Source organism: Streptomyces sp. NPDC059649 (assembly GCF_042734445.1).
Lineage (GTDB): Bacteria > Actinomycetota > Actinomycetes > Streptomycetales > Streptomycetaceae > Streptomyces.
In genome coordinates this window covers 236,399-248,815 of record NZ_JBHWDV010000005.1, presented here as the reverse complement: position 1 = coordinate 248,815, position 12,417 = coordinate 236,399, and the positions used below count along the sequence as shown (strand labels likewise).

The 12,417-nt window shown below is 69.8% G+C and carries 9 protein-coding genes; 4 read left to right on the top strand and 5 right to left on the bottom strand.

Translation table 11 applies throughout. The annotated features are described in order from the left end of the window. Window positions 1-2,012, bottom strand: a 2,012-nt coding sequence (locus tag ACFV1J_RS10730; protein WP_385856947.1) for a (Fe-S)-binding protein, incomplete at its 3' end; no start/stop codon positions are given. A 313-nt stretch (window positions 2,013-2,325) separates the two neighbouring features. Here ACFV1J_RS10730 and ACFV1J_RS10725 point away from each other — a divergent pair. Together ACFV1J_RS10725 and ACFV1J_RS10720 are read left to right on the top strand one after the other, a co-directional pair. Next, the gene (locus ACFV1J_RS10725) at window positions 2,326-4,134 is read left to right on the top strand and encodes a trypsin-like serine peptidase (protein ID WP_385856945.1); all 1,809 of its coding nucleotides are present in this window, start codon (window positions 2,326-2,328) and stop codon (window positions 4,132-4,134) included. Window positions 4,135-4,357: 223 nt separating this feature from the next. Then, window positions 4,358-5,020: an NADPH-dependent F420 reductase gene (locus ACFV1J_RS10720; RefSeq protein ID WP_385856944.1), complete on the top strand. Its 663-nt coding sequence runs from the start codon at window positions 4,358-4,360 to the stop codon at window positions 5,018-5,020. Window positions 5,021-5,058: 38 nt separating this feature from the next. Here the strand turns inward: ACFV1J_RS10720 and ACFV1J_RS10715 are convergent, their stop codons facing one another. Further along, window positions 5,059-5,484, bottom strand: coding sequence for a nuclear transport factor 2 family protein (locus ACFV1J_RS10715; protein WP_385856943.1), 426 nt, complete (start codon window positions 5,482-5,484; stop codon window positions 5,059-5,061). Between the two features lie 154 nt (window positions 5,485-5,638). Here ACFV1J_RS10715 and ACFV1J_RS10710 point away from each other — a divergent pair, with 154 nt between their 5' ends. Further along, complete coding sequence (locus ACFV1J_RS10710) at window positions 5,639-6,229, top strand: PadR family transcriptional regulator (protein ID WP_385856942.1); 591 nt, start codon at window positions 5,639-5,641, stop codon at window positions 6,227-6,229. Here the strand turns inward: ACFV1J_RS10710 and ACFV1J_RS10705 are convergent. From ACFV1J_RS10705 to ACFV1J_RS10695, 3 genes are all read right to left on the bottom strand, one after another. After that, on the bottom strand, window positions 6,216-7,268 hold the full coding sequence (locus ACFV1J_RS10705; RefSeq protein ID WP_385856941.1) for a type III polyketide synthase: 1,053 nt from the start codon (window positions 7,266-7,268) through the stop codon (window positions 6,216-6,218). The genes ACFV1J_RS10710 and ACFV1J_RS10705 overlap by 14 nt on opposite strands. Window positions 7,269-7,582: 314 nt before the next feature. Further along, window positions 7,583-8,788 carry a cytochrome P450 gene (locus ACFV1J_RS10700; RefSeq protein ID WP_385856940.1) on the bottom strand — a complete coding sequence of 402 codons (1,206 nt, stop codon included), beginning with the start codon at window positions 8,786-8,788 and terminating at the stop codon, window positions 7,583-7,585. Between the two features lie 215 nt (window positions 8,789-9,003). After that, window positions 9,004-10,950 (bottom strand): B12-binding domain-containing radical SAM protein, encoded by a 1,947-nt coding sequence (locus ACFV1J_RS10695; protein ID WP_385856939.1) that lies wholly within the window; start codon window positions 10,948-10,950, stop codon window positions 9,004-9,006. Between the two features lie 257 nt (window positions 10,951-11,207). Between ACFV1J_RS10695 and ACFV1J_RS10690 the strand changes: the two genes are divergently transcribed. Next, the gene (locus tag ACFV1J_RS10690) at window positions 11,208-12,404 is read left to right on the top strand and encodes an MFS transporter (RefSeq protein WP_385856938.1); all 1,197 of its coding nucleotides are present in this window, start codon (window positions 11,208-11,210) and stop codon (window positions 12,402-12,404) included. Window positions 12,405-12,417 lie beyond the last annotated feature (13 nt).

Genomic DNA, 12,417 nt, shown 5'->3' with positions numbered 1-12,417 from the left:
TTGCCGATGCGCTCTTCCATCCACATGCGGGCGCCGCCGGCTCCGCAGCAGAAGCCGCGTTCCTTGTGGCGGTGCATTTCTTCGTTCCGCAGGCCGGGGACCTTGGCGATGATCTCGCGCGGGGGTGTGTAGACCTTGTTGTGGCGGCCGAGGTAGCAGGGGTCGTGGTAGGTGATCAGGCCTTCGACCGGGGTGACGGGGATGAGTTTGCCCTCGTCGATGAGGTGTTGCAGCAGCTGGGTGTGGTGGATGACCTCGTACTCGCCGCCGAGCTGCGGGTATTCGTTGGCGATGGTGTTGAAGCAGTGGGGGCAGGTCGCGACGATCTTCTTCGACGACTTGGGCTTCTTGGTCGACTCGTCCTCGTCGTCCTCGCCGAAGGCGGCGTTGAGGGTGGCGACGTTTTCCGCGCCGAGCTGTTGGAAGAGGAATTCGTTGCCCAGGCGGCGGGGGGAGTCGCCGGTGCACTTCTCGTCGCCGCCCATGATGGCGAACTTGACGCCGGCGATGTGGAGGAGTTCGGCGAAGGCCTTGGTGGTCTTCTTGGCGCGGTCTTCCAGGGCGCCGGCGCAGCCGACCCAGTAGAGGTAGTCGACCTCGGTGAGGTCTTCGACGTCCTTGCCGACGACGGGGACGGGGAAGTCGACTTCCTTGGCCCATTCCAGGCGCTGCTTCTTGGCCAGGCCCCAGGGGTTGCCCTTCTTCTCCAGGTTCTTGAGCATCGTGCCGGCTTCGGAGGGGAAGGACGACTCGATCATGACCTGGTAGCGGCGCATGTCGACGATGTGGTCGATGTGCTCGATGTCGACGGGGCACTGTTCGACGCAGGCGCCGCAGGTGGTGCAGGACCACAGGACGTCGGGGTCGATGACGCCGCCCGCGGCGAAGCCGCTGTCAGATGCAGCTTCGAGGGTGCCGATCAGGGGGCGCTCGGCCTCGTCCCGTACCGCCTGCGGCAGTTCGGCGCGGGCCTCGTCGGAGGCGGTGAGCAGGTAGGGCGCCTTGGCGTGTGCGTGGTCGCGCAGGGCCATGATCAGCAGCTTCGGGGAGAGCGGCTTGCCGGTGTTCCAGGCGGGGCACTGGGACTGGCAGCGGCCGCACTCGGTGCAGGTGGAGAAGTCCAGCAGGCCCTTCCAGGAGAAGTGCTCGATCTGGGAGACGCCGAACTGGTCGTCCTCGCCCGGGTCCTCGAAGTCGATCGGCTTGCCGGCCGAGGTCATCGGCTGCAGCGCGCCCAGGGCGACATCGCCGTCCGCCTCGCGCTTGAACCAGATGTTGGGGAAGGCCAGGAAGCGGTGCCAGGCCACACCCATGTCCGTGTTGAGCCCGATCGTGATCGCCCAGGTCATGGTCACCCCGAGCTTGATCATCGCGAAGAGGTACACCAGGTTCTGCAGGGTCGGGACGCTCAGGCCCTTGAAGGCCGCGACCAGGGGGTACGAGGCCCAGTAGCCCGCCTCGTAGCCCTCGACGTGGTGCAGGGCGCCCTCCAGGCCGCGCAGGGCGAGGATGCAGATGCCGATGACGAGGATGACGTACTCGACGAAGTACGCCTGCCAGGCGGTCGATCCGGCGAAGCGCGACTTGCGGCCGGCCCGGGAGGGCAGGTTCATCAGCCGGATCGCGATCAGCACCACGATGCCGAGGGTCGTCCCGAGCGCGATGAACTCGGTGTACAGCTCGTACGGCAGCCAGTCGCCGATGACGGGGAGGATCCAGTCGGCCTGGAAGAGCTGGCCGTACGCGGTGACGATCGTCAGGCCGAGGGTGAGGAAGCCGACGGCGACGAACCAGTGCGCGATGCCGACGATGCCCCAGCGGTTCATCCGGGTGTGGCCGACGAACTCCTTGGCCAGCGTGAGGCTGCGCTGTTTGGGAGCGTCGGTGCGGCTGCCCGCCGGTACGGGCGTGCCGAGTCTGACGAACCGCACGATGTGGGCGACGGCACGGCCGATGAGCGCGACGCCGACCGCTGTGAGGGCCAGCGACACGAGGATCGCGGCGAGTTGCATGAGGGCTCCTCAGGGCCTGGACAGGCGGGCTGCGTGAGGGTGAACAGGATGCTTGCTACTGAACGGTAGCTTAGTGGCCTTGTCGGGCGGGTGTGAGGGATTTCGATCTCCCGGCCCGCGGGGTCCGGGGGTGGGATCGGTCATTCGTTCGCCTCGCCACTCGTGGGGATGAGATCATGCGGGCGCCGGCTCCGAGGCGTGCCCATCCGTGCGCCCGGAGCCGTCAGTTGACTCCACGACCGATGTCGTCCGTCCCCGAGACAGGTCCATGAAACGAATACCGTGGGCGCGTGCCGCCGCGCTCGGAGCTTGTGTGTCCCTCGCGATCGCCGTGCCGGCGCTCGCCGTTCGTGACACGGAGAGCCAGCCCGTTCCCCATACGGCTGCCACCGACGCCGCGCCGAGCCCGCCACCCGTGACGGCGCAGGCGATCCGCGATGCGCGCGAGACGGAGCGCTACTGGACGCCGGAGCGGATCCGCGCCGCCGTACCGATGGACGCGGTGCAGGACGGGGGGAAGGGGCAGGACGCGGCGGGTGCCCCGGGTGCGGGCCGGCGTTCGCTGGTGCCGACTCATCGGGCCGATGCGGGCGTGGCCACCGTCGGGGTGTTCCTGATCCGCAGTGCCGACGGGTCGGCGACGCCCAATCAGTTCTGCAGCGCCAGCGCCGTGGCGTCGCCGACCAAGAGCCTGGCGCTGACCGCCGCGCACTGCCTCGCCGGCAGCAAGGGCTACCGCGACGCCGCGTTCGTACCGGGATATCGCGCCGGCGCCTCGCAGGCGGGCGAGGCGGGGGAGACGCCGTACGGGCTCTTCCCGGTGCAGGTGGGCAAGGTCTGGATCGACGGACGGTATCTGACCTCGACGCCCAGTGACGACGTGGACTTCGCGGTCGTACGGGTCGGGCCGAACTCCCAGGGGCAGTTGCTGGAGGACGCGGTCGGCGGCGGGAACCGGCTCACCTCCGTTTCGTCGACGCAGCTGGCGCGCAAGAACGTGACGCTCATCGGCTATCCCGGCGGTCAGAAGACCCCGTTGCAGTGCATGAACGACACCAAGGCGTTCCAGGGCCGGTTCCTGCAGATCGCCTGCGACGGGTTCCGTTCGGGCGTCAGCGGCGGGCCGTTCCTGGAGCACTTCGACGGGCGCCGGGGTGATCTCGTGGGCGCCATCGGGGGGTACAAGACCGGTGGGCCGACCGCCGAGGTCTCGTATTCGTCGCAGTTCGACGGCGACGTCTTCCGGCTCTACCGCCAGGCGGTCAACGACGCGGTGCCGGACAGCGCCGGCCCGTTGGGCGACGGCTCCACCTGGCAGCACGTCACGGCCATGACCGGCGGCCGCTTCCACACCACCTCGGTGCGTAACGGCAACGGTGACCTGATCGTGCGCTGGTCCGACGGCGAGCTCTCCCTCTACCCGGGCAACCGGCAGTACGGCTTCGGCAAGGACATCACGCTCGTCCGGAAGAACGAGCTCTGGAAGCAGGCCAAGGCCATCACCGCGGGGGACTTCACCGGCGACTCCACCGACGATCTGCTCGTCCGCTGGGCCAACGGCAAACTGATCCTCTACAAGGACGTCAACGAAACCAACAAGCTCCGCAACGAGATCCAGCTCAAGGCGCCCAACGGGACGTGGACGCACGCGTACGGCCTCGCCGCCGGCCGGTTCGGCGGCGGTAACACGCGCCGCGACGACCTGGTGGTGCGCTGGTCCGACGGGGAAGTCACGCTGTACTCCAACGTCGACGACAAGGGACTGCACGCCGAGAGGCAGCTCGCCAAGCGGAACACGACCTGGACACACGCCGTCGATCTCGCCGCCGGGGACTTCCGGGCCGCGGCCGGCGACCAGGACCTGGTCGTCCGGTGGTCGGACGGCGAGGTGACCGCCTACGAGAACGTCGCGGCCAAGGGCCTGAAGGGCGAACACCAGCTCCGGCCCGCGAAGTCCGCCTGGCGCAACGGCCGTTTCGTCACCGCCGGGGCGTACGGCGGCGGCACCCGGCAGGACGATCTGATCGCCCTCTGGCCGGGCGGGAAGCTCGCCATGAACGGGGACACCACCCTCACCGCCCTGGGCCGGGAACGGGTACTGGTTCCCGCACGGGTCGGCTGACGCGGTACGCGGTACGCCGTACGTGGTGCGTGAGGCGAAGCCCCCGGTTCCGTTGCGGGAACCGGGGGCTTCGGCATGGCGGCGGAGGAAGGCCCAGGGGGGATTTCGATCGACGTCCCGGACGGGAAATGACCGTGGCCGTCGTGCTGTTGCAGTGGATGACGTACTCGTCGCCGCCGTCCGGGGCCTCCCGGGGAGCGGATGTCCCAGGAAGAGGATCTCCATGAAGATCGGCATCATCGGCGCGGGCAACATCGGCGGCAACCTCACCCGTCGGCTGACCGCCCTCGGGCACGACGTGTCCGTGGCCAATTCGCGCGGGCCGCACACCCTGACGGCGCTGGCGGAGGAGACCGGTGCCACCCCGGTGGCGGTGACGGAGGCGGCCCGCGGCGCGGAGGTCGTCGTGGTCACGATCCCGCTGAAGAACGTTCCCGAGCTGCCCGCCGGCCTGTTCGACGGGGCCGCCGACGGGTTCGCGGTGATCGACACCGGCAACTACTACCCCAAGGAGCGGGACGGCCGGATCGCCGCGATCGAGGACGAGGGGCTGACGGAGAGCCGCTGGACCGAGCGGCATCTCGGCCACCCGGTCATCAAGGCCTTCAACGGCACGTACGCCCAGGACATCCTCGACAAGCCGCGCCCCCAGGGCGACCCGGAGCGGCTGGCGGTGCCGGTGGCCGGGGACGACGAGGCGGCGAAGCGGACGGTCCGCGCGCTGATCGACGAACTCGGCTTCGACACCGTGGACGCGGGCGGTATCGACGACTCCTGGCGCCAGCAGCCCGACAGCCCCGTCTATGGCCTGCGGGCCGGTGTCGAGGCGGTCACCAAGGCGCTGGCCGAGGCGTCGCCGGAGCGTCCGGCGGGCTTCCGCGCGTAACTCCCTTACGAGCGGCGGTGGTTGGTGTCCCGGCCGGCTCACGCCGCCGGGACCAGGCCGTCCGCGACCAGGCCGGCGTACACCGCCTCGCCCAGGGTCTCCACGGCGGACCGGGGCCGGATCATCACGGTGAACTCCTTGATCCGGCCGGTGGCGTCGTCGAGGTGCAGCAGATCGATGCCGTGGATCTGCCGTCCGCCCACGGTGGCGCGGAAGAGCAGCACGTCCGCGGCGGCCTGGGTGCCGTCGGCGCTGGTCTCGGCCTCGCCGCGGAAGGCGCCGACGTAGCGGAAGTCCTCGAACGTGCGCAGCAGCACCCCGAAGAGCCCCATGACCAGCGGCTTGCCCTCGAAGGGGGAGAACTTCACCGGGCTGTAGAAGCGGATGTCGTCGGTGAACAGTTCCTCCAGGGCCGGGAGGTCGCGGCTCTCGACGGCGGCACGGAAGCGGTCTGCGGTGGTCATGGGGTCTCCTCGCTCGCGGGACACGGGACACGGGATCATTCATACTCAAGAATCTGACTAGTCTGGTTCTTGAGTATCATGACCCGGGAGCGGTCCGGAAGAGGGCGACCGGCAGAGGATGACCGGCGGAGGGCGAAGGAAAGGAGGGCGGCGCATGGCGTTGCGGCATGCCGTCCTTGCGGCGCTGCTGGACGAGGAACTCAGCGGCTACCAGCTGGCCAAGGCCTTCGACCTGGGCGTGGCCAACTTCTGGCACGCGCTGCCCCAGCAGCTGTACGCCGAGCTGACCCGGCTGGAGAAGGAAGGGCTGGTCGCCGGGCGGGAGGTGGTCCAGGACGCCCGGCCGAACAAGCGGCTGTTCCGGGTCACCGCGGCCGGACACGCCGCGCTGGAGCATTTCGCGGCCGAGACCGCCAAGCCCTCCTTCATCCGCGACGACCTGCTGGTCAAGGTCCAGGCCGCCGACCACCTCGACGCCGACGTGCTGATCGCTCAGCTCGCGGAGCGCGAGAGGTTCGCCGAGGCCAAGATCGAGCTGTTCGGCGGGCTGTTGCGGCAGATGCGCGGCGACCGCGACGAGACGGAGTTCCTGCGCCACGGCGAACGCATCGGCCCCTACCTGACCTGTCTGCGCGGCCTCGCGTTCGAGCGGGAGAACCGGGACTGGTGCCGGCGCGGCGCGGAGATCCTCCGTGCGCGCCAGCACATGCGCCGGGACGCGGCCAAGGACGCTACGAGGCCGTAGTCCAACTCCCCAGCGAGATCTCCGCCGTGATGCCCGGGCCGAAGCCCGCGAGCAGACCGCGGTGGCCGTCGCCGGCGGAGCCCTCGTCGAACAGCCGGCCCAGGGCGTCGAGGATGACCGCGCTGGCGATGTTGCCGTACTCGGTGAGCGTGGCGCGGCTGAAGCGGAAGGCTTCCGGCGGCACGTCGAGGAAGCGGCTGAGGTCGTCCAGAATGCGCGGACCGCCCGCGTGGACGAGGTAGAAGTCCAGCTTTCCGGCGTTCCAGTCGTGCTGCTGCGCGAGTTCACGCAGAGCCGGGGCGAGCGGTTCCATGGTGCCCGGTACCCGCTTGTCCAGCTGGAAATGGAAGCCCGTCGAGCGCACCGCGTAGGAAATCCAGTCCTCGGTGTGCGGAATGAGGTACGAGCCGTTGCGCTCCAGGGAAACGCCGGTGCCGCCGCGCCCCCGGACCACGGCGGCGGCTATCGCGTCGCCGAACAATCCGTTCGACAGCAGCGATCCGACAGCGAGGTCCGTGGGCTGGTAGCACAGCGAGCAGAATTCGCAGGCGACCACCAGGACATTGGCGTCGGGATAGGCCGTGCAGAAATCGTGTGCGCGGTTGATCGCGGCACCGCCCGCGGCGCAGCCGAGTTGTGCGATCGGCATCTGCCGGGTGTCCGTGCGGAAGCCCATGGTGTTGATGAGCCAGGCGGTGAGGGACGGCATCATGAAGCCGGTGCAGGAGACGTAGACGATCAAGTCGATCTGCTGCGGCTCCAGTTCGGCCTCATCCAGCGCCTGGCGCACCACCGCGGGCACCCGGGCCTTGGATTCCTGCTCGTAGACGGTGCTGCGGGCGTCCAGCCCGGGGTGTTTGAGCACCTTGTCGATCGGCTGGATCAGCCGCCGGGTGAGTACCCCGGTGTGCTCGATCAGCCGGAGGACCAGTCGTAGCTGCGCGTGGTCCTTGTGCAGCCGTTTGGCCAGTTCGAGGGTTTCTTCTTGGGTGATGACGTATTCGGGGACCGCGATTGCCGGTTTGCACAGTACCGCCATGGGATGCACTCCTTGCAGCAGAACTGTGGTCCGCCCGGTGCAGTTCCTGCTCTGCAGTGTGGAGCCGCACCGGCCGCCGGTCTGAGGAATTCTGCCGGCCGCCGGTATGTCCGGACTCTTGGGAAAATGCGAGCGAACCAGTCGTTGAAGAATGAACTCTCCCGATAGGAACTCTCCCGATCTCCCCGTGTTTTGGAAAGGAAGCGGAACGGCCTTTCGGTGGCCGAGCCGTCCGAGTTAGATACGGTACGCCGGGTGGTGGATCTCCGCATGTCGCGGCGGATACCCGGCGCCCGTCGGCACCTCTGCCGGACTCACCACACCACCGGCAATTCCAGCGGATAACGCCAGATGGAACTCTGGTTCCAGCGGATTTCCTCGGGTGGCTTCGCCAGCGCCAGCCCGGGGAAGCGCTCCAGCAGCGAACCGAGCGCGACCTCCAGCTCCGTGATGGCGAGCGGGGCGCCCAGACAGTGGTGTCCGCCCCAGCCGAAGGTCATGTGGTTCGGGCCCTCACGGTCGAGGTCCAGCTCGTCGGGCCGGTCGAACCTGCTGCCGTCCCGGTTGGCCGTCAGATACGAGACATGCACGATGTCGCCGGCCCGGATGGTCACCCCGCTCAGCTCCACGTCCTCCAGGGCGACGCGCGGGATGCCCACGCCCTTGCGGAACGGGATGTACCGCAGCATCTCCTGGATCGCCTGCGGCAGCAGATCGGGACGGGAGCGCACCCGCGCCAGCACCTCCGGCCGCGACAGCATCAGGCAGGAGAGGTTGGCGATCTCGTAGGTGGTGGTGTCCTGGCCGGTGATGAGCAGGACCATGGCCATCACGGTGAGTTCCTGCTCACCGAGCATCTCGTCCCCGTCGCGGGCCGTCGCCAGGACGCTGATCAGGTCGTCGCCCGGATTCCGGCGCCGCTCCGCGGTCAGCTTGCGGAAGTACTCCCGCATCTCGGCCTTGGACCGGACGGCGTTCTCCTTGTTGTCGACGCGGAGGTTCATCATCGTCCGGGCGTGGGCGCGCAGTTGCGCCTGGTCACCCTCGGGGATGTCGAGGACCTCGCAGATCGTGATCAGGGGCAGCGGCCCCGCGAGGTGCTCCATCAGGTCGGCCGGTGGACCGTGCTCGGTCATCCGCGTCAGCAGGTCGTCGACGACGTGCCGGGTGCGTTCCCGCATCCGCTCCACGTGCCGCGGGGCGAACGCCTTGGAGACCAGGCTCCGCAGCCGACTGCTGTCGGGCGGGTCCATCACGTTGATCGCCTCGTCCTGGACGATCGGCTCGGGCGTCATCCGCGGGAAGTCGCGGCCGACGATCGCGTGCCGGCTGAAGCGCCGGTCGGTGGTCACCGTCCGGACGTCCTCGTAGCGCGTGACGAGCCAGGCCCAGCCGTCACCGTGCGGCAGCTGGATGCGGGCGACCGGTTCCTCGGTCAGCAGGCGCTTCAGCGTCGGATCGAACTCCAGGGCCTCGGCGTAGTCGAAGGGACAGTTCCAGACGGTGGAGTCGGGCTCCATGCTGACCTCCCGAAAAGAGGGATACAGGCCTTGACATCTCGATCAGCGTAGAAGCGGCGCGGCGGGTCGGCCCGGTTGTCCGGGGGCCGGAGGACGGCGGGAGCGGGCCCCTGCCCGCCGTCCCCCAAGGCCGAGCAGGGTCTCGCGCCGGTCCGTCTCCGCATTCGTCCGAACGGGTGACGCGGAGCGGCGGCCGGTGACGGTCCGGTACCCCCTCAGCCGGCCGTCTCCACCTTTCTGACCTCGGGTTCCGCGGAATTGCGGATGGCGCCCCAGCGGGTCGCGGTCTGCTCGTGGATGAACCAGATGTCGTCCTCGGTCAGCCGCCGGGAGACGACACCGGGGAAGGCCTCCTCGAAGAAGATGTACGGCGGACGGTTGTCGATGTCGGGGGAGTGGTAGTCGAGCCGGTCGTGCATGCCGTGTGCCCGGGTGATCCTGGTGGCCGGGTGGTAGGTGAGGATGTTCGGGCTGGCCAGCATGATCAGCCCGTCGTCGACCAGCCGGCCGACTTCGTAGACGGTCTCCTCGATGGTCTTGCGGGTCTCGCCCTCCAGGCCGAACAGCACCGAGCTGCCGACCGGGATCCCGGCGTCCCGGATGCGCTCCAGGGCCGTACGGACCTTCGCCTTCCACGGGAAGTCGGTGATCCGCCGGATGTTCTTGTGCACATGCTGCATGACGTCCGTCGACATGCTTTCGATGCCCATGTAGAGGTAGGTGCAGCCGGCGTCGCGCAGCGCCACCAGCAGCTCGCGCACCTCCTCCTCCTTGTGCAGGGTGGTGAGCAGGTCGGCGGTGACCTGGCAGCCGAACCGCAGCTGCCGCAGCCGCCGCCAGTCGCCCTCGTCGGTGATCCACCGCCGGCAGCCCTCGGGAAGCTTCTCCGGTCCCGCGGCGGTACGGGCCGCGTGCAGCAGGGCGCAGAATTCCCGCATGAGCGGGAAGGAACCGGTCCAGAAAATGGAGTCGTCGAAGAAGACCGCCTCGGCGCCGTAGCTGACGTACTCGCAGACCCGCTCCAGCGCGGTCTCGGCCGGCGAACCCCGGAAACGCTTCAGACCGCCGACCACCAGCGCCGATTCGGAACAGAAATCACAGTGGTACGGGCAGGCGTTGGACACCGTCATATGGGCCGTACGGGCCGGTGAGCCGTCCGGCAGCGGAAAGACCGGGAAACGGGACCGGATGGCGAAGCCCTGATAGGGCGAGGGGAGCGCGGCGAGATCGAGCTTTTCGCCGGCTATCGGAAAGGCGTGCACGGTGTCCAGGTCCAGGGCGCACACCAGGGAATTTCCCGGCACGCGGAGGCCGGCGGCGCCGAAGAGCCGCAGAATACGGACCACCTCACCGACCGTGGCCCGGGTGCGGTCCAGGTCCATGGCCAGCGCGATCGCCTTCATCAGCAGGTCGAGGGCGAACTGCCCCTCACCGCTGACGCAGAAGTCCACCACCGCCTCCGCCCGCCGGTCGTCGATGGCCTGGAGGGTGGAGCTGTATTCCAGCACCACGGACCGCTTCGCCGGGACGTACCGCATCGTCTCGTCCATGTGCCGGCCGCCGAACACCACCAGGCAGTCCGGCAGTTCCTGCTTCACGATGCGGGCCATTTCCAGCGCGTACCGGTGGCCGGGGGAGACCGTACTGACCAGGAACACCCGCGGCCGGTGCCGGCGGAGTTCGGCCCGCAATTCCGCCCGGGCCTCCGCGTCCCACACCCGCGGGTCGAAGACCGTGGCGTCCGACGTCCCCGTGCTCGCGCGCTGCGACGGAAGCCCATGTTCCGCGCTCAGCCGGTGCACTTTCGACGGCGGCTTTCCCCAACTGGGGCAGAGATCGCTGAACGGGGTGTCCTTTCCGGCGCCGAGCCGGGCGGAACGCAACGCACTGTCGACCGGAACGCTCAACGCCGCATAAAGACACATCGGATCGCCCGGATACGTGATTTCCCCTTCCGGTGACGTCATGACCGGGGCGAGCGCCGAGAGCACCGGAAAACTCCGTGCGTGCCAGGGCACCTCGGCGGGCCCGGCGCAGCCCGCCCGCGCGACCAGTTCGGCGATCCGCGACTCGCGCAGCCGCGTCAATTCCCGGGCGGAATCCGCAGCCATGTCCGCGGCGGTGCGGAAGTCATCGTGAACGACCGTCTGGCGTATGAGCATGCGTAACTCCTGATCGGTGGTCAACTCGGAGGAGGAAGCTCGGGAGTTCTCGGCGCTTTTCGGGGCATCCGGTGCGCGGGCCCGGCGGTGGGGGGAGGGCCGGCCGGTGTGCCCGGCGGCGCGATGGAGAAAAGTAATGCCGTTCCCCCGAGGGGGAGCAAGCCTTTCGCGGTACGGCCCGGCCGTCCGGTTCTTTATCGGCCGGGCGGAGCCCTTCCGCCTTGTCCGCCATTTCCGGCCGGTCCTACAGTCCGGGGATGGCAGCCCACACCTATCGCGCGCTCCTCACCCGGCACGTGCTGAGCTGGGCCGCGGTCGCCGCCGCGGCGCGCATGCCGGTGGCGATGGCCCCGCTGGCGCTGGTCCTCCTCGTTCGGGAACGGCCCGGCGGCTATGTGCTGGGGGCCGAACTCGCGGCCGTCTACGTGGTGGGTGAGGTTATCGGCGCCGCGCTGCTCGGGGCGAGACTGCGGCCCGACCGGGCCCGGCGCCATCTCGCGGGCGGACTGGGCGCGGGCGCTGCGGCGTTCGCCGGCCTGGGACTGCTGCCCGGCGCCCCCGATCTCCTGCTCGGCGCGTTCGCCCTGGTCGCCGGGGCCGCCCCGGGCGCGTCCCCCGGCGGCCTGCGCACCCTGCTGACCGAGCACGTCGAGCCCGGCCTGGTCACCAAGGCGCTCAGCGCGGAGGCCACCCTCTCCTACGCGGTCTGGGCCGCCGCGCCCGCCGCGGCCGGCGCCCTGGCCTTCGGCGTGGCCCCGCACGCCCCGCTGCTGCTGGCGGCGGGCCTGATGGCGCTGTCCGTCGCCGGACTGTGGGCGCTGCCGCCCGGCTGGCGGACGGACCCCGCCGACCGCGCCGGCGTCCCGATGCTCCGGACCCTGGCCGCGGCCTGGCCGGTCTATGTCTCGGGCGCCGCGGCCATGTCGCTGCTCGCCCTGGCCGAACTCGTCCTGCCCGCCCTGCTGGAACAGCGCCGCCTCCCGGTCGGCTGGTCCGGTCCGCTGCTCGCCGGGTACGCCCTCGCCTCCGCGGCCGGATCGCTGCTCTACGGGCTGCGCAGCTGGCCCGGCCGCCTCGGCACCCAGAGCCTGGTCCTGCTGCTCGGCGTCGCCGCCTGTGTGGCCGCCGCCGGGGTGGTCCCGCTGCTCGGCGGGATCGCGGCGGCGCTGTTCCTGGCCGGGCTGCTGCAGGCCGGGCTGCAGGTGACCCGGGCGCTGGGGCTGCGCGCCGTACTGCCGCAGAGCGCGCTCGCCGCGGGCTACTCGATGATGTACTCGGTGGTCGGCGCCGGATACGCCGCCAGCGCCTCGCTCTCCGGTGTGGTGCTGGGACTGGCCACGCCCGGCACCGCGATCCTCGCCGGGGTGCTGCTCACCCTCGTCCTCACCGCGGCCGCCGCGGCCGGTGAACTCCGGCTGGTCCGGGCCGGGGAGTACGCACCGGCCGAGCGCTGAACCCCGCACCACC